At 71.7% G+C, this 17,523-nt stretch carries 13 protein-coding genes; 10 read left to right on the forward strand and 3 right to left on the reverse strand.

Annotation, left to right across the window (positions count from 1 at the left end; translation table 11 throughout):
• The first annotated feature begins 119 nt into the window (after nt 1-119).
• From FHR32_RS20535 to FHR32_RS20555, 5 genes are all read left to right on the forward strand, one after another.
• Nucleotides 120-1,187 (forward strand): glycosyltransferase family 4 protein, encoded by a 1,068-nt coding sequence (locus FHR32_RS20535; protein ID WP_246466234.1) that lies wholly within the window; start codon nt 120-122, stop codon nt 1,185-1,187.
• Nucleotides 1,188-1,219: 32 nt separating this feature from the next.
• Complete coding sequence (manB, locus tag FHR32_RS20540) at nt 1,220-2,299, forward strand: mannose-1-phosphate guanylyltransferase (RefSeq protein ID WP_246466236.1); 1,080 nt, start codon at nt 1,220-1,222, stop codon at nt 2,297-2,299.
• Between the two features lie 33 nt (nt 2,300-2,332).
• Nucleotides 2,333-3,244 carry a DNA-3-methyladenine glycosylase family protein gene (locus FHR32_RS20545; RefSeq protein ID WP_312882513.1) on the forward strand — a complete coding sequence of 304 codons (912 nt, stop codon included), beginning with the start codon at nt 2,333-2,335 and terminating at the stop codon, nt 3,242-3,244.
• A 295-nt stretch (nt 3,245-3,539) separates the two neighbouring features.
• Nucleotides 3,540-6,125: a bifunctional FO biosynthesis protein CofGH gene (locus FHR32_RS20550; protein WP_184755777.1), complete on the forward strand. Its 2,586-nt coding sequence runs from the start codon at nt 3,540-3,542 to the stop codon at nt 6,123-6,125.
• Between the two features lie 350 nt (nt 6,126-6,475).
• A complete protein-coding gene (locus FHR32_RS20555; RefSeq protein ID WP_184755778.1) occupies nt 6,476-6,730 on the forward strand; it encodes a hypothetical protein in 255 nt (84 codons plus the stop codon).
• 117 nt (nt 6,731-6,847) lie between these two features.
• Here the strand turns inward: FHR32_RS20555 and FHR32_RS20560 are convergent, their stop codons facing one another.
• Both FHR32_RS20560 and cofD read right to left on the reverse strand, forming a co-directional pair.
• A complete protein-coding gene (locus FHR32_RS20560; protein ID WP_184755779.1) occupies nt 6,848-8,167 on the reverse strand; it encodes a coenzyme F420-0:L-glutamate ligase in 1,320 nt (439 codons plus the stop codon).
• Nucleotides 8,164-9,159 carry a 2-phospho-L-lactate transferase gene (gene cofD / locus FHR32_RS20565; protein WP_184755780.1) on the reverse strand — a complete coding sequence of 332 codons (996 nt, stop codon included), beginning with the start codon at nt 9,157-9,159 and terminating at the stop codon, nt 8,164-8,166. The genes FHR32_RS20560 and cofD overlap by 4 nt, the downstream gene beginning before the upstream one ends.
• Before the next feature lie 316 nt (nt 9,160-9,475).
• Here cofD and FHR32_RS20570 point away from each other — a divergent pair, with 316 nt between their 5' ends.
• The 4 genes from FHR32_RS20570 (at nt 9,476) to FHR32_RS20585 (ending at nt 16,460) form a co-directional block, all read left to right on the forward strand.
• Nucleotides 9,476-11,542 (forward strand): PAT1 family protein, encoded by a 2,067-nt coding sequence (locus tag FHR32_RS20570; RefSeq protein ID WP_184755781.1) that lies wholly within the window; start codon nt 9,476-9,478, stop codon nt 11,540-11,542.
• A gap of 223 nt (nt 11,543-11,765) precedes the next feature.
• Nucleotides 11,766-12,026, forward strand: a complete 261-nt coding sequence (locus FHR32_RS20575) for a WhiB family transcriptional regulator (protein WP_012888122.1) — start codon at nt 11,766-11,768, stop codon at nt 12,024-12,026.
• 157 nt (nt 12,027-12,183) lie between these two features.
• Complete coding sequence (locus FHR32_RS20580; protein WP_184755782.1) at nt 12,184-15,048, forward strand: glycosyltransferase family 2 protein; 2,865 nt, start codon at nt 12,184-12,186, stop codon at nt 15,046-15,048.
• Complete coding sequence (locus FHR32_RS20585) at nt 15,045-16,460, forward strand: DUF5719 family protein (protein ID WP_184755783.1); 1,416 nt, start codon at nt 15,045-15,047, stop codon at nt 16,458-16,460. The genes FHR32_RS20580 and FHR32_RS20585 overlap by 4 nt, the downstream gene beginning before the upstream one ends.
• Before the next feature lie 53 nt (nt 16,461-16,513).
• On the opposite strand, the gene FHR32_RS20590 is transcribed toward FHR32_RS20585, so the two are convergent.
• Nucleotides 16,514-16,966, reverse strand: a complete 453-nt coding sequence (locus FHR32_RS20590) for a metallopeptidase family protein (protein WP_184755784.1) — start codon at nt 16,964-16,966, stop codon at nt 16,514-16,516.
• Nucleotides 16,967-17,134: 168 nt separating this feature from the next.
• Here FHR32_RS20590 and FHR32_RS20595 point away from each other — a divergent pair, with 168 nt between their 5' ends.
• Nucleotides 17,135-17,503, forward strand: a complete 369-nt coding sequence (locus tag FHR32_RS20595; RefSeq protein WP_043651503.1) for a DUF3499 domain-containing protein — start codon at nt 17,135-17,137, stop codon at nt 17,501-17,503.
• The last annotated feature ends 20 nt before the right edge of the window (nt 17,504-17,523 follow it).

Here is a 17,523-nt window from a genome sequence, read left to right on the forward strand (position 1 = left end):
CTGGCAATAGAGTGAACAGGAGAAGAGGGACAACCGTCCCGCGATCCTGAGGGGAGCGATCCTTCTTGACGCCCCGAGTGCTCATCGACGCGGCCGCGGTTCCAGCTGATCGCGGTGCTTTGATTAGATATGTCGACGGCCTCGTCGCCGCACTGGACAGGGCCGGCGCCGATCTGGCCGTCGTCTGCCAGCGGGCCGACGCCCAGCGCTACGCCGCGCTCGCGCCCTCTGCCCGCATCCTGCCCGGGCCGGCGGGGATCACCAACCGGGCCGCTCGGCTCACCTGGGAGCAGACCGGTCTCCCGCTCCTCGCCCAGCAGACCGGCGCCCAGGTGATCCACGCTCCCTACTACTCCATGCCGCTCCGCTCCGGCCTGCCGACCGTGGTGACCGTGCACGACGTCACCTGGTTCACCGAGCCCTCACAGCACAGCGCGGTCATGGCCTCCTTCTTCCGCTCGGCGACCCGGACGGCCGTCCGGCACGCGGCCCGGGTGATCGTGCCTTCCAAGGCGACCAGGGACGAGCTGATCCGGGTGCTCGCCGCCGATCCCACCCGGATCGACGTCGCCTACCACGGGGTGGACCCGGTGCTGTTCCACCGGCCCTCCGAGCGGGAGGCCAGGCACGCCGCCGACCGGCTCGGCCTGCACGGTGCCCCCTATGTCGCCTTCCTCGGTCCGCTGGAGCCGCGTAAGAACATCCCCAACCTGATCCGGGGCTTCGTACGGGCCGTCCAGGACCTTCCCGACCCGCCGGCCCTGGTGCTGGCCGGAGGCGTGCGTGACGCCGACGTGGACGCCACGGTCGAGGAGGTGCCCTCCACGGTGAAGGTGCTCCGCCCCGGCTACCTCTCGTTCGCCGATCTGTCCGGGTTCCTCGGTGGCGCGGTCGTGGCGGCCTTCCCCTCGCGGGGCGAGGGCTTCGGTCTCCCGGTGCTGGAGGCGATGGCCTGCGGCGCTCCGGTGCTCACCACGCACAGCACCTCGCTGCCCGAGGTGGGAGGCGACGCCGTCGCCTACACCGAGCCCGACGACGCGGGCATCGCCGATGCGCTGCGGACACTGCTGACCTCGCCGGAGCGCCGCGAGGCCCTGTCGGCGGCCGGACTGGCCCGATCCAAGGAGTTCACCTGGGAAGCCTCGGCCGAAGCTCATCTGCTCTCGTATCAACGTGCTGTCGAATAGTGAGCTAATCTCGCGGGATGATGGAGACCCCTTTGCCGGAACTCGAGGCGATCCTCCTCGTCGGAGGACAGGGGACGCGTCTGCGTCCGCTGACGCTTGGCACGCCCAAGCCGCTGCTGCCCACAGCGGGGGTCCCCTTCCTTGCCCACCAGCTGGCACGGGCCCGCTCGTTCGGCGTCCGGCGCATCGTGTTCGCCACGTCCTACCGGGCGGAGATGTTCTCCGAGGCGTTCGGAGACGGCTCGGCGTTCGGGCTCTCCCTGGAATACATGACCGAGGAGACCCCGCTCGGCACCGGAGGCGCCATCCGCAACGCCGCCGAGGCGCTGACCTGCGGCCCCGACGCACCGGTGCTGGTGCTCAACGGTGACATCCTGTCCGGCCACGACATCGGCGACCAGGTCGCCCGGCATGTCGCCCGGCGGGCCGCCGTCACCCTGCACCTGACCGAGGTGGAGGACCCCACACGCTTCGGCTGTGTGCCGACCGACGACGAGGGGCGGGTCACCGCCTTCCTGGAGAAGACCCCGAACCCGGTCACCAACCGGATCAACGCCGGCTGCTACGTCTTCACCCGCTCGGTGATCGACTCGATCCCGGCCGGCGAGGTCGTCTCCGTCGAGCGCGAGACCTTCCCCGGCCTGATCGACTCCGGTGCCCTGGTGCTCGGTTACGCCGACGCCTCCTACTGGCTTGACGTCGGCACGCCCGCGGCCTTCATCAAGGGCTCCCACGACCTGGTCCTCGGCCGCCTGGCCTCGCCCGCCCTGCCCGGTCCTCCCGGTGAGTTCCTCGTGCTGCCCGGCGCCCAGGTCTCGGCCGAGGCCAAGATCGAGGGGGGTTCGGTGGTCGGTGCCCGCGCGGTCGTGGAGTCCGGAGCCCAGGTGTCCGGCAGCGTTCTGGGCGACGGCTGCGTGGTCCACGCGGGGGCCACCGTGGTCGACTCGGTGATCGGCATCGGTGCCCGCGTCGCCTCCGGAGCGATCCTGCACGGCGCCGTCATCGGCGACGGCGCGATCGTGGGGCCCGGCAACGAGTTGGTGGCCGGCAGCCGCATCTGGCCCGGCGTCGTGCTCCCCGAGTGCTCCGTCCGCTTCTCCAGCGACGTCTGACCCTCGAGCGGCCTGCGCGGGTGCGGTGAGAGCGTGCGCGAGACCGTCGTGAGGGAGCGGCAGTGGCGCTGGGAGGGACCGCTCGACCTTGAGCTGACCCTCCACCCGCACCGTCGTGGGAGCGGGGATCCCGCCTGGCGCAGGACGCCCGACGGGGCGATCTGGCGGACCTCCCGCACACCCGACGGGCCCGCGACGTTGCGGGTGCTCTCCCGGCGTGGGCATGTCGCGGGCACCGCCTGGGGGCCGGGAGCCGGATGGCTGCTGGAGACGCTTCCCGCGATGCTCGGCGTCGACGACGACGTCTCGGGGTTCGTTCCCGAGCACGCCGTGGTCCGCGACGCGGCCAGGCGCTATGAGGGGCTCCGGGTCGGGCGGACCTTCCGGGTTCTGGAGGCGCTGGTGCCCGCCGTGCTCGAACAGAAGGTCGTGACCGGAGAGGCGTGGCGGGCCTGGCGGTGGCTGCTCCTGCGGCACGGCGAGCCAGCTCCGGGGCCCGCGCCCGAGGGGATGAAGGTCTTCCCCGAGCCCGAGGCGTGGCGGTCGATCCCGTCGTGGGACTGGCATCGGGCGGGGGCGGAGGCCGTACGGGCACGGACCATCGTGAACGCCGCGTGGCATGCCGCGAAGCTGGAGGCGGCGGGGGACAGCGCCGAGGTGGACCGGTTGCTGCGGGCGCTGCCCGGGATCGGGGTGTGGACGTCGGCCGAGGTGCGGCAGCGGTCGCACGGCGACGCCGACGCGCTCTCGGTGGGGGACTGTCACCTGTCCTCGCTGGTCGGCTGGTCGCTGGCCGGTCAGAAGACCGACGACGCGGGGATGCTGCGGTTGCTCGCTCCCTACCGGGGACACCGGCACCGGGTCAGCAGGCTGCTGAAGCTGGGCGGTGAGCAGCCGCCCGCCCGGGGGCCACGGACGCCGGCACGCGACTATCGCTCGTTCTGATCCGGCCGGGCTCGGTGAGGGACTCGACGCTCCGCCAGTCACGGCTGTCGCGCGTGTCGGCTCCGACCAGCGGGGCGAGGACGGCGAGCGCGGTGAGGGCGAGAAGAAACCAGATCATTTTCGACTCCTGGCAACACGGGGGATGTCCTGGTGGATGCCTCCAATGTATGCACTTGCAAGTATTTACGTCTATCGAGAGTTGCTTGATGTAACGCTTTAGCAATTCTGAAGTATTGACTCTCGTGAACGGGCACCCGCTGCCGGTTTCGCGGGCGCTGCACCGTAATGTGCCCTCATGAGCGCTAACCCCACCGACACCGCGATGCGACGGGCCCTGGCCCGCGCCCGTGATGGAAAAGCTCTCGACCTGACCGAGGCCGTGGTGTTGCTGCACGCCCGGGACGCCCACCTCGACACCCTCCTCCAGCACGCTGGACGGGTCAGGGACGCGGGCCTTTCGGCGGTCGGCCGGCAAGGGATCATCACCTACAGCCGTAAGGTCTTCATCCCGCTGACCCGGCTCTGTCGCGACCGCTGTGGCTACTGCACGTTCGCGACCGCCCCGCACAAGCTGGAGAGCATGTATCTCAGCCCCGACGAGGTGCTCCAGATCGCCAGGCAGGGCGCGGCGATGGGGTGCAAGGAGGCGCTGTTCACCTTGGGCGACCGGCCGGAGGACCGCTGGCCCCAGGCTCGCGAGTGGCTGCACGCGCACGGCTACGACGACACTCTCTCCTACGTCCGCGCCATGGCCGTCCGGGTGCTGGAGGAGACCGGGCTGCTGCCGCACCTCAACCCCGGCGTCATGACCTGGCAGGACCTGCAGCGTCTGAAGCCGGTCGCGCCGTCGATGGGCATGATGCTGGAGACGACCTCGCGCCGGCTGTTCGAGGAGAAGGGGCAGCCGCACTACGGCTCGCCGGACAAGGACCCCGCGGTACGGCTGCGCGTGCTGGAGGACGCGGGCCGGACGAACGTGCCGTTCACCAGCGGCATCCTCATCGGCATCGGTGAGACGGTCGAGGAGCGCGCGGAGTCGCTGTTCGCGCTGCGCAGGGTGGCGCGTGAGTACGGCGGGCTCCAGGAGATCATCGTCCAGAACTTCCGCGCCAAGCCCGACACCGCCATGCGCGGCATGCCGGACGCCGATCTGCAGGAGCTGGCCGCCACGATCGCGGTGACCCGGCTGGTGCTCGGGCCCAAGGTGAGGGTGCAGGCGCCGCCGAACCTGGTCGACTCCGCGTACGAGCTGATGATCAGGGCGGGCATCGACGACTGGGGCGGGGTCTCCCCGCTGACGCCCGACCACGTCAACCCCGAGCGCCCCTGGCCCCAGATCGACGACCTCGCCGAGCGTACGGCCGCGGCCGGGTTCGCCCTGCGGGAACGGCTGACCATCTATCCCGAGTACGTGCTGGCCGGGGAGCCCTGGCTCGACCCCCGGCTCAACGCGCATGTGGCCGCCCTGGCCGATCCGGAGACCGGGCTCGCCCGCGAGGACGCGATCCCGGCGGGCCGTCCCTGGCAGGAGCCGGACGGCGGCTTCGTCTCCCTCGGCCGCACCGACCTGCACACCGCCGTGGACACCGAGGGCCGCACCAGCGACCGCCGTGACGACTTCGATCACGTCTACGGTGACTGGGACGCGCTCAGGGAGCGGCTCCCGGCGCCCGCCGTGCTGGTCGGGGAGGCGGGAGCGGCCCTGCGGCAGGCCGCCACCGACCCCACCCGGTTGACCGACACGCAGGCGCTCGCCCTTCTCGACGTCGCCGGTGACCACGGCGGCGCGGGGGCGGACGACGCGGCGCTGGAGGAGCTGTGCCGGATCGCCGACGACCTCCGCAGGGAGGCGGCCGGCGACGACGTGACCTACGTGGTCAACCGGAACATCAACTTCACCAACGTCTGCTACACCGGCTGCCGCTTCTGTGCCTTCGCGCAGCGCCGTACCGACGCCGACGCCTACACACTGAGCCTTGAGCAGGTCGCCGACCGGGCCTGGGAGGGATGGCAGGCAGGGGCCACCGAGGTGTGCATGCAGGGCGGCATCCATCCGGACATGCCGGGCAGCGCCTACTTCGACATCGCCCGCGCGGTCAAGGCGCGGGTGCCGGAGATGCACGTCCACGCCTTCTCCCCGATGGAGGTCATCAACGGCGCCAGCCGTACGGCCCTGTCCATCGAGGACTGGCTGGTCGCGGCCAGGGAGGCGGGGGTCGACTCGCTGCCGGGCACCGCGGCCGAGATCCTGGACGACGACGTGCGCTGGGTGCTGACCAAGGGCAAGCTGCCCACCGCCGAGTGGGTCGAGGTCGTCACCACCGCGCACCGGGCCGGCATCCCGACGACGTCCACGATGATGTACGGCCACGTGGACAACCACGCCCACTGGGTGCAGCACATCCGGCTGATCCGCCGCATCCAGGAGGAGACCGGCGGATTCTCCGAGTTCGTGCTGCTGCCGTTCGTCCACCACAGCGCGCCCATCTACCTGGCGGGGATCGCCAGGCCCGGGCCCACGGCGCGGGAGAACCGGGCCGTGCACGCGCTGGCCCGCATCCTTCTGCACGGCGCGATCGGCAACATCCAGTGCTCCTGGGTGAAGCTCCAGGACGATCTGTGCCGGCAGGTGCTCCAGGGCGGGGTCAACGACCTCGGCGGCACCCTGATGGAGGAGACGATCAGCCGGATGGCGGGGTCGGAGAACGGCTCCTTCAAGACGATCAGCGACATCGCGGCCATGGTCGCCCCCACCGGCCGGCCGCTCCGGCAGCGGACCACCTCCTACGGCGTGCCGGACGAGGGCCGGCTGGCCGCGGCGGCGGCGAGCGACGGAGTCTGCCAGAGCGTGCGGAACTTCGTCCCACTGGGGCGGTCGTAGGGCGCGGAGGACGGCCCTGTGGTCCACAGGGGTGGAGAGCTTTTCGGTGGAACCCGGGCCGTTCGGCCATCCCCGCGGGGCGCCCGCCGTACCTCGCGGAAGGCACAGGTAGATCATCGGTGTCTTTCCCGTCCCTCGGCCGGTTCCTGGCGTTTACGTAGTCGATGAACTACTCTTAGTGACGAAATCCTGCTTCCCCTTAGGTAGGAGTGCGTCAATGGACAGCCCGGACGGCCGAATCCTGATGCTCATCGTGATCGCCGCGATCCTGTTCGCCATCAGTCGCTTATAGTAATCGTCCATGCGCGTTTAGTCGCTGAATCCTGCTTCCCCCTGGTAGGAGTGTGCCCATGGACGGCTCGAACGGCCGGGTCCTGATCTTTGTCGTGCTCGCGACGGTCGTCTTCTTCGTCGGGCGGCGTTTCCAGCGCACGCTGGACGCCTGGGCGAACTGGGGCAAGGCCCTCCAGACGGTGGCCGAGGCGATGGCGAAGGTCCCGGACGCGAAGGCCGCGGCGTGGGCCGCGATCAGGAGGATGGTCGTGGTCGGCGCGGGGGCGCTGATCCTGGTCGCGGTGGTCCTGAACGCGATCCGGCGCGGTTGAGCACGACGGCTCTCCCGCGAGAGCGGGAGAGATCGTCCTGTCCGCGCTGCGCCAGGGGCGGCCGGATGGCCGCTACTTGGCGGCGGGGCGGTCCTCACACGTGCCCCCGCCGTACGGCTAGCGGACGGCGATGAAGTCGGCCGCCTGCCTGGGGGCGCGGTCGCGGGGCGGGGCGGCCGGGTGGCCGATGGCCACGGCGCCCATGGGGTCCCAGTCCGGAGGCAGGTCGAGCACCTCGCGGACCACGTCGCGGCAGAACATGGTGGAGGACACCCAGGCCGAGCCCAGGCCCTCCACCGCGAGCTGGACGAGGAAGTTCTGCACCCCGGCGCCCGTGGCGACCACGAACATCTCCCGCTCGGCGGCGTTGCGCCGGCTGTCGCGGTAGGTGTGCGAGCCGTCCATGACCAGGCAGGGAACGGCGAGATACGGTGCTGCGCGCAGGACGTCTCCCCGCCGGACCCGCTTGGCGATCGACTCCTCGGAGAAGCCGTCGCCGCGCAGGTCGGCGATCCAGGCCTCACGCATGGCGTCGAGCAGCTTCTCCCGGATCCCGGCCGACTCCAGCAGGACGAACCGCCACGGTGTGGTGTGGTGCGGTGCGGGGGCGGCGATGGCCGCGTCCACCGCCCGGCGGACCTTGGCCCCGTCCACCGGCTCACCGGAGAACTCGCGGATGGTCCTGCGGGCGAAGACCACGTCGCGGGAGCCGTACCGGAACATGTCCTCCTCGGACGGGCGGACCAGCTCGCGGATTCCCGGACCGTCCTCCTCGGTGGTGTATTCGGAGATACCCCGGATCACCGCGACGGGAGTCTGCGCGAGCTTGCCCTTGACCAGGTCTCCGGCGGCGGCGAACTCGTCGGCGACGGCGGTCAGGGTGACCTCGAGCGCGTTGCCGTGGTCGTCGGACAGGCCCCGGTAGTCGAGCGCGGGGGTCACCCCGGCCACGCCGACGGCGAGGTCGGTCTGGCCGTTGCGCCAGGGGCGGCCGAAGGTGTCGGAGACGACCACGCCGACCGACACGCCGAGCCGCTCCCGGATGCTCGCCCGGATGGCCGCGGCGGAGGCGTCGGGGTCGACGGGCAGCAGGACGACGGTGCCGGGTTCGGTGTTGGAGGCGTCCACCCCGGCGGCGGCCATGACGAACCCGTGCGTGGTCTGTGCGATCACCGTTTCACCCCGGCGGGCGACGACCCGCGTGGTCTCGGCCGCGATGGCCTCGCCGCGGCTGACGCCCCGGAGGGTCCTGCCCTCGGCCTTACTGGAGATCTTGGAGGTGACCACGAGGATGTCCCCGTCGCGCAGGTCGGGCGAGGCCGCGGCGATCAGCTCGCCGACGTCGTCGCCCTTCCGGACCTCGGGGATCCCCCAGACCGGGAAGATCACCAGCCTGCCGTCACCTCGGTCGTCCTGCCTGCGGTGGATCCTGCTCACAGCCCGTCCTCGCCCTGCGTTCCGGCCGGCTCTCCCCGCGAGGCCGACAGTTCGGTGGCCAGGTCGAGAGCCGCCCGTGCGATGGCGGCGGCGGACTCGACATCGTGCATGATCAGGGGACGGGACCGGACCCGGACTCCGTCGAGGCCGACTCCGTCGAGGCCGACTCCGTCGTCCTCCTCGGCGACCAGCCAGCCGTTCACCAGGGGCGAGCCGTACAGCTCCAGGACCGCCTGGGCGGTCGTTTCCACGCCGATCGCGGTCAGGCAGGCGTCCGCCATGCCGCGGACCGGGGCGCCGCCGACGATGGGGGAGACGCCGACGACCGTCTTGGACTCCAGGGCCTCGCGGATGCCCTTGATCTGCAGGATCGTGCCGATGCTGACCACCGGGTTGGACGGTGGCAGGATCACCGCGTCGGCGTCGGCGATGGCCTCCAGCACGCCGGGGGCGGGACGGGCCTGGTCCGCGCCGACCAGGATGATCTCTTCGGCGGGGACGGAGGCGCGCAGCCGTACCCACCACTCCTGGAAGTGGACGGCCCGGCGGCCCTGCTCGTCGGAGATGACCACGTGGGTCTCGGTCCGGTCGTCGCTCATCGGGATCAGCCGCACGCCCGGCTCCCAGCGTGCGCACAGCGCCTCGGTGACCGCCGACAGCGGGTAACCGGCCCGGAGCATCTGGGTGCGCACGATGTGGGTGGCGAAGTCACGGTCACCCAGGCCGAACCACTGGGGTTCGACGCCGTAGGCGGCCAGCTCCTCCTTGACGACGTGTGTCTCCTTCTGCCGGCCCCAGCCCTGGTCCTCGTCGATGCCGCCGCCCAGGGTGTACATCACGGTGTCGAGGTCGGGGCAGACCTGCAGGCCGTAGAGGGTGATGTCGTCGCCGGTGTTGCCGATGACGGTGATCTCTGATCCGGGGGCCGCGGCGAGCAGGCCACGCAGGAAGCGGGCGCCGCCGATTCCGCCGGCTAGGGACACGATGCGCATGCCGTCCAGTCTTCCACTGCCTCGGACGCGTCGGTTCGAAGGCCTCTGCCAGGGGCGGGGGCCACCTTGTCTTGATCGTTACGAGGGCTGTCTCCGCTGGCAGAGTTGCCTATGGCGGTTCGATAAATATACGACAATAAGGTGCAATGAAGCCCATATGGGATTCGCGGGGGTCCTGGGTCTCCCGACACTGAAGTCAGCCATGTGCAAAACTGAGCCGGGTTTACCTAAAGACCCGATGGGGGTAGTTGTGATCAATGTTGAAGCCGGACGGCTCCGAGGGCCGGCCGCGTGGCTCATGATCGCCATCGCGTCCATGAGTGTTCTCATCGGCATCGAGCGGCTGCTGTTCGGGGGATCCACCTCCTCGGCGGGTTCGTCCTTCGGCCTTCGCGCGTTCGGATACGTGGACGACCTCACCTCGCCGGTGACCGTGGTGCTGCTCGTGGGCGCGGTGTTGCTGGCCGGTCATCTCGGTCCGGTGATCAAGCGCATGAAGATGATGGTCTACGTCGCCGTGGGCATGCTCGGGCTCACCGCGCTGTTCGGCCTGGTCGGGCTGTTCGGGGGGCTCTTCAGCGGCGACGCGACCCTCGGACGGAAGGTGGAGTTCCTCCTTCTCAACGTTCCCGGCCTCGCGCTGGCCGTGATCGCGCTGCTCTACCTGCTGCCGAAGGCGGCCTCGGCCGCACCCCAGGTGGCCGGCCTCCGCGCCGAGGGCGGCTTCGGCCATCCCCAGGAGCAGCACGCGTATCCCCAGGGTGGCCACGCCCAGCCCGTCCCGCAGCAGGGCTTCCAGGCTCAGGGTTTCCCGTCCCAGGAGCAGGCCCCGCAGGGCGGCCAGGGATACCAGCAGGGCTACCAGTCCGTGGACCAGGCTTCCCAGCAGGGCTACCAGTCCCAGGACCAGGCTTCCCAGCAGGGCTACCAGTCCCAGGACCAGCACTTCCAGCAGCAGGGCTTCGCGTCGCAGGAGCAGGCTCCGCAGCAGGGCTACCAGCCTCAGGGGCAGGTCCCGCAGGGTGGTCACGCCCAGCAGGCCCAGTCCGCCCCGCAGCAGGGCTTTCCGCCCCAGGAGCAGGCCCCGCAGGGCGGCCAGGGATACCAGCAGGGCTACCAGTCCGTGGACCAGGCTTCCCAGCAGGGCTACCAGTCCCAGGACCAGCACTTCCAGCAGCAGGGCTTCGCGTCGCAGGAGCAGGCTCCGCAGCAGGGCTACCAGCCTCAGGGGCAGGTCCCGCAGGGTGGTCACGCCCAGCAGGCCCAGTCCGCCCCCGCCTCCGTTCCGCAGGTCCCCTACAGCCAGCCGGCGCTCCCGCCCGCCCGCAGCTCCGCCACGGCCTCCGACGGCTACGGCCAGCAGAGCCCGCACTCCTACGCCCCGCCGGCCGGTGACGGCTACTCCCCGGCCGCCTACGCGCCGCCGGTCGAGACCCATGCTCACGGCGGCCAGGCCGCCTCCTACGCTCCGGCGCAGCCGGCCTCGCAGGTTCCGCCCCCCGCCCCGGCCGAGACCTACACCCCGAGCCCGTACGTCGCCGCCGACGCCCAGCCCCCTGCACCGGTCGCACCGTATGACCCGCCGGTCACGGCGTACGACCCGCCGGTCTACGCCGCGCCCGCAGAGCAGCCGCAGCAGCAGGCCCCCGGCTACCCGGACTCCCAGCTTCCGGGCTACCCGCCGCCCGCCGCCGCGCAGTTCCCCGGCTACCCCCCGCAGCCCGAGCAGCAGCAGGCATCCTTCTACCAGCCGCAGTCCGAGACCTACCAGCCGCAGTCCGAGGCGCCCGCGCCGTACACGCCGGCAGACAGCCCGCAGCGGGCGGCCTTCGACGGCCAGGAGCAGTCGTCCTTCCCGCAGCCGCCGGAGAACTACGGTCAGCCGTTCACCGGCTACTCCGGCGCGGAGTTCGCCCGGCCGACCGAGCCGAACCTGCACTACCCGGCGCCGGGCCCGGTCGACCCCCGTTCCCAGCAGATGGCCCAGGCCTACCAGCAGGCGGAGACCTACCAGCAGCAGGCCCAGGGGACCGAGCCGCAGCTCCAGGTGCCGGAGTACGGGGCCTCGCCGCAGGGCGGGTCCTACGACGGCCCGTTCGGCCACCCGCAGACCTCGCCCGCCGCGCAGCCGTACCAGCAGCAGAGCGGTCACCAGTGGGACCCGCCGGCTGACGCGACGCTCCGGTTCGACCCCAGTTCCTACCAGGGCGATCCGCTCGGTGGAAACTCCTGGGACTCGCAGCCGGCCATAGACCCCACCGCGATCTACCGGCCGGAGCGCTCTGCTCAGGTCATGGGGGAGGAAAGCTCCGATAGAGAGAGGGTGGGCCCCGGTCAGGAGGAGAACATGTCCTGGTACGGTTCCGACCGCCGAGAGCACTGAACGGCCAGGCGGTCGTCATGATCGCTTGGCTCGTCTGCCGCCGTGGCAGGCACACGACACATCACCGGGGAGAGCAGGTCTTTCCCCGGATACCGGCATGCCGCTTGACGCCACACCGGGCACGCGCGTGTAATTACACACGTGTTGTTACGCCTTCCTCTGGGTGGGTAAGAGGGAGGCGTTCATAGGGGGGCTCCATTTGCGGGCGGCAGGGAGGTGTGCAGTGGCCGACCTGGTCATCGCACAGGACAGCATCGCTGAAGAGCAGCTTGGCTGGCAGGAACGCGCCTTGTGTGCGCAGACCGACCCGGAGGCGTTCTTCCCGGAGAAGGGCGGATCCACACGGGAGGCCAAGAAGGTTTGCCGCTCCTGCGAGGTCCGCGCCGAATGCCTTGAGTACGCGCTTGAGCATGACGAGCGGTTTGGCATCTGGGGTGGGCTTTCCGAGCGGGAACGTCGCCGGATCAAGCGTGAGGCAGTCTAAGAGGCGGTTGCGGCGCTCGCTGAGGGCGCTTGACGATATTCCGACGGGTCACGTGGCCACAGGTCACGTGACCCGTTTTCATGCATATGGCATAGCCGTACATAGTGTGTCGTATCGTTGTCGCGCCCACCGTCACCCCTCCTGAACCACGGGACGTATGTCCAGCACCGACTCTCCCCGTCTCCACCACAGCGTCACCGCGATCGTCGTCTCCCATGACGGTGCCCGCTGGCTGGGGGAGACCCTCGACGCGTTGCTCGCGCAGACCCGGCCGGTGGACCGTGCCGTCGGCGTCGACAACGGCAGCCGGGACGGCAGCGCCGCGCTGCTGACCGGCGTCCTCGGCCCGAAAGCCGTGCTCACCCTCCCGCGCTCGACGAGCTTCGGCCAGGCCGTGGCCAAGGTGCTCGACCGGCTGGGGCCCGCCGGCGGCCGGGAGTGGATCTGGCTGCTGCACGACGACTGCGCGCCGGACGCCAACGCGCTGCAGGCCCTGCTCCACGCCGCCGACGCCGATCCCAAGGCCGGAGTGCTCGGCCCCAAGCTCCGTGACTGGCTGGACCGGCGGATCCTGCTCGAGATCGGCGTCACCGTCGACCGGACGGGCCGCCGGGACACCGGGCTGGAGGCGCGCGAGTTCGACCAGGGACAGTACGACGGCGTCAGGGACGTGCTCTCGGTCTCCAGCGCCGGGATGCTGATCCGCCGGGACGTCTGGGACGAGGTGGGCGGGCTCGATCCCTTCCTGCCGCTGTTCCGGGACGACCTCGACCTGTGCTGGCGGGTCAGGGCCGCAGGGCACCGAGTGCAGAACGTCACCCAGGCGGTCGCCTGGCATGCCGAGGCCGCCACCCGGCGCCGTCGCCGCATCGTCGTCAGCGGCGACCATCCCCGTCGCCTGGACCGCCGCAACGCGATCTTCGTGGTGATGGCGAACCTGCCGTTCTGGCCGCTGATGTGGGCACTGGTCCGCAACCTCGCCGGCTCGACCTTCCGTACGCTGCTGTTCCTGATGGCCAAGCGGCCCGCCGACGCGCTGGACGAGATCGTCGCGCTCGGCTCGGTGCTCGGCCATCCTCGGCGGATGACCAAGGCCCGCCGGGCACGCGCCAAGGGCCGTAAACAGAACCACGCGGCGGTCAGACGGCTGCTCACCCCGCCGGGCGCGGGCTACCGGCGTCTCTCGGACCGGCTCCAGAGCTACCTGGCGGGGACCGGCTTCGTGGAGTCGGCGGGACGGCACCACGCCGTGACCTCCTCCCAGGAGGACGGCGAGGAACTGCTCACCGACGCCGGGGGGATGCAGCGGGTCTTCGGCAATCCGGGCGTGCTGCTCTTCCTCGCACTCGCCGTGGTCACGCTGATCGCCGAGCGCGGCCTGATCGGCGGCACCCGGCTGGGCGGCGGCGCGCTTGTCCCGGTGATCGGCGGATCCAGCGACCTGTGGGACCTCTACCTGGAGGGATACCACCAGGCGGGCCTGGGGAGTGACGCGTGGGCGCCGCCGTACGTCGCGGTGCTGGCCGCGCTGTCCACCGTGCTGCTCGGCAAGACCTGGCTCGCGGTCTCGGTGCTGCTGCTGGGCTCCGTACCGCTGGCCGGGTTCTCCGCCTACGTGGCGACCCGGTCGATGATCCCGGGCCGGTGGACCCGCATCTGGCTGGCCTCCTCCTACGCGCTTCTCCCGGTGGCCACCGGCGTGGTCGCCGCCGGGCGGCTCGGCACCGCCGTGGTCTTCGTGCTGCTGCCCCTCTACGCGGCGCTGGCCACCACCCTGCTCGCGGGCGACGGCCGCAGGGCCCGCCGCGCCGCGTGGGGGCTGGGACTCCTCCTCGCCGTCGGCACGGCCTTCGCCCCGCTGGTCTACCCGCTCACACTGGTCCTCGGCGCGCTGGCCGCGCTGGCCTTCCCCCGCAGAGGCGTCGCGCTCTCGGTGGTCATCGCGTTCGGCGTCCCGGTGGCGCTGCTGTTCCCCTGGCTGGTCCAGGTGCTCGGCGACCCGGGACGGCTCCTGCTGGAGGCGGGGTTGCACCAGCTCGCCCTGGTGGACGCCGCCCTGCCCGCCCAGTCGTTGCTGACGCTCAGCCCCGGAGGCCCCGGCATGCCGCCGCTCTGGGTGACCGGCGGTCTCATCTCCGCCTGCCTGGCCGCGCTGCTGATGCGCCGCAACCGGATGGTCATCGCGATCGGCTGGGGCGTCGCGCTCTTCGGCGTGCTGGTGGCGGTCCTGGTCAGCCGGACCCCGGTCACCTCTCTGAACGGCGATGCCGTGGCCCCGGCCTGGCCGGGCGTGCCGCTGGCCTTCGCCGCCACCGGCATGCTCGTGGTGGCGGCCCTCACCGCCGACCGGATCGTCGAGTTCCGGGCGGCCGGCGGGCTGCGCAGACTCACCGCGTTCGCCGTCGTGGCGATCGCCTTCTCCACGCCGCTGCTCGCGGCGGGCATGTGGGTCGTCAAGGGGGTGCAGGGCCCGATCAGCGGGAACGTGCCCGACGTGCTGCCCGCCCTGGCCGCGGTCAACTCGCGCGGCGGTGAGCGGACCCTGCTCCTGCGCACCAGGCAGGACGGCCTGACCTTCACCGTGCTGCGCGGCCGTCTCCCACTGATCGGCGAGTCCGACATCCCCATGCGGCAGGCGGCACGTGAGCGCGTCGGCGTCGCCGCCGCCGGGCTGGTCTCCGGCCGGGGCGCGGACGACGCCGATGTGCTGGCCACCTACGGCGTGCAGTTCGTCGCGGTGGCCCCGCCGATCAGCCCGGAGATCAGCCACGCGCTGGACTCCCAGCCCGCCCTGGCCAGGATGAGCCTGTCCCGGACGCTCGGGGTGTGGCGGCTGACCCAGCCGATCGCCACGCCCCCGGTCCCGGCAGGCGATCCCTGGCACGACCGCTGGCTCTGGGCCCAGGCCGCCATCCTGCTGGTCGTCTCGGTCCTGGCGGCACCCGGCTCGCGGTCGGGCTCCGCGGACGGCCACACCCTCCAGGATCCGTCCGAGCCCGTGAGAGAGCTGGCCCCCCGGTGAAATCACTGATCGAGAACCGGTTCAGCCTGCTCGCCCTGGTCCTGGTGGCGCTGCTCGCCCTGTACGGCGTGGCCTCCGCGACCCAGCCCGGGGCCGTCGCCCGGCCCGCACCCGGCCCGCAGAAGGTGCCCGTCGCCTCCGTGACGGCCATCTGCCCCGACCCCACCCAGGCCACCGTGGGCGTCGTCACCCCGCCGGGCGGCCAGGGGCCGGGCACCACGACGGTCGCCACCGGAGCCAAGTCCCTGGCGACCCTGGAGGTCCCCGGCAACCTCTGGCAGGAGAAGGCCCCCGAGAAATCGGGGCCGCTGACGGTGACGTCCACCGGGAGCATGGCCGCCGGCCTGGAGTCGGAGCAGACCCGCCGGGAGACCTCGGGGAAGCACCGGGGACTGGCCGGAGTGCGGTGCGTGGAGCCCGTGGCGAGCACCTGGCTGGTCGGGCCGGGCCCGGCGTCGGCCGACGTCACGATCCACCTCACCAACGCCGACTCCGCCCAGGCCGTCGCGGAGATCCTGATCTACTCGGGAGAGGGGCCGGTGACCGGCGGCTCCGGTGGCGTGCTCACCCTCAAGCCGGGCGAGAGCCGTACGGTCAAGGCCGGGGACCTGGCCCCCTCTCCGCTCGTCATGGCGGTCGAGGTGCGCACCAGCTCCGGCCGGGTGGCCGCCGCGGCTCGGGCGGTCATGAACGGCGGCCGGGGCGTCGACTGGCTGCCGGTCTCCGCCGCGCCGGCCACCCGCGTCGTGGTGCCGGGCATCCCCGGCGGCGGGGGCAGACGCGAGCTGCTCGTCGCCTCCGTCAGCGAGTCCGACACGCTGGTCGAGGTCAAGGCGCTCACCCCTGACGGGACCTACGCGCTCAAGGACCGCGAGCTGGTCGAGGTGCCCGCGGGGTCCGTCGCCACCCTCGACCTGTCGACCGGCATCAGCGGCCAGCCCTCCGCGCTCCTGCTCACCTCCGACACCCCGATCGTGGCCGGGCTGACCGTCACCGGGACCGGGAAGAAGGGGGACGTGGCCTTCACCGCCGGCGCCGCCCCGATCGACCTGGGCAGTGTGGTGGCCGACAACCGCACGGGCAAGAAGCAGAGCTCCCGGCTGCTGCTGACCGCGCCGGACACGGCCGGGAAGGTGAGCGTCCAGGTGCTGCCGCGCAAGGGCGAGGCCCCGGAGCCCTTCGAGGTGACCGTCACCGCCTCGCGCACCAAGGAGGTCAAACTGCCCAAGGTGGACGGGGCCTTCGCGGTGGTCGTGCTGCCCCTGCCCGGCTCCGGCCCGGTGTACGGCGGGCGGGTGATGGAGGAGCACGTCAAGGACGGGCTGCTGATGACCGCCCAGCCGCTGGCGGCCGCGCGCCTGTGGGCGCTGGTACCGCCGATCACCGAGTCCGTCTCGGCCGTGCTGCCCTGAGGCCGGTCCCGGACCCCGCGAGGCGTCCGGGACGGAGTCGCGCGGCGCCGGGGTCAGTCGCGGTCGTAGCCCGGGTCGACCGTCTCGGGTGCCAGCCCCAGAAGCTCGGCGACCTGCTCCACCACGGCGTCGTGCACCATGGCGCCGAGCTGGTCGCGGTCGCGGGCACGGGCCTCCAGGGGGCGCCGGTAGATGATCACGACGGCCGGCCGCTTGCCCGCGGCGGGCTCGGACCGGCCGAAGGGGATCGGCTCCCCGGTCAGCAGTCCGGGACCGTCGCTCAGCTCGCCGAGCGGCGGCACCTCCTCGACCGCGAACTCCACCGCTGCCAGCTGCTTGCTCCAGCGGGGCTTGAGCCGCTCCACGGCGTCCAGGACGAAGTCGTCGAAACGCTCGCTGCGGGACCTGGCGATCGGCACGTGGGAGGGCGCCAACGGGCCGCGCATGCCACGGCCGTGCCGGTCGCGTCTGCGGGGAGGGCGGGGACCGCCGGGTGCCGAACTCACGGGCCAAGCTTAGACGCGCCCGGAGGAACGCGGGGAAGAGGCCGGGGACAGAGGGCGTAAGCCGTACAGGCGGGTGGAAGATGGGACACGTGTCCGAATTGTGGCGACACGCTCGTTAAGAGCGCTCAGATAGTGGCGCCTCGGACGCTTACCGGATACGGTCCCACCGTGAGCCCCGTCCGCCGCTGTTCCCGCACCGCGTGCAGTCAGCCTGCCGTATTCACGCTCACGTACGTCTACGCCGATTCGACCGCCGTTCTCGGGCCCTTGGCGACGTACGCCGAGCCGCACTGTTATGACCTGTGTGCCGAGCATGCCGAGCGGTTGACCGCACCTCGTGGCTGGGAGGTCGTGCGCCTGCCCACCGACGGTGCGCCGCCGAGCACCGACGATCTGGAGGCCCTCGCCAACGCGGTCCGCGAGGCCGCCAGGCCCGCCCCGACGGGGGGCACCGAGCCCGTTGGCCAGGGGGTCGAGGTGGGACGCCGCGGTCACCTCCGGGTGCTCCGTTCCGCTCAGCCTCAGCGTGACCGCTGACCCGGATAGGCTGGGCTCAG

The sequence above is a fragment of the Streptosporangium album genome (assembly GCF_014203795.1).
Taxonomy (GTDB): Bacteria; Actinomycetota; Actinomycetes; order Streptosporangiales; family Streptosporangiaceae; genus Streptosporangium; species Streptosporangium album.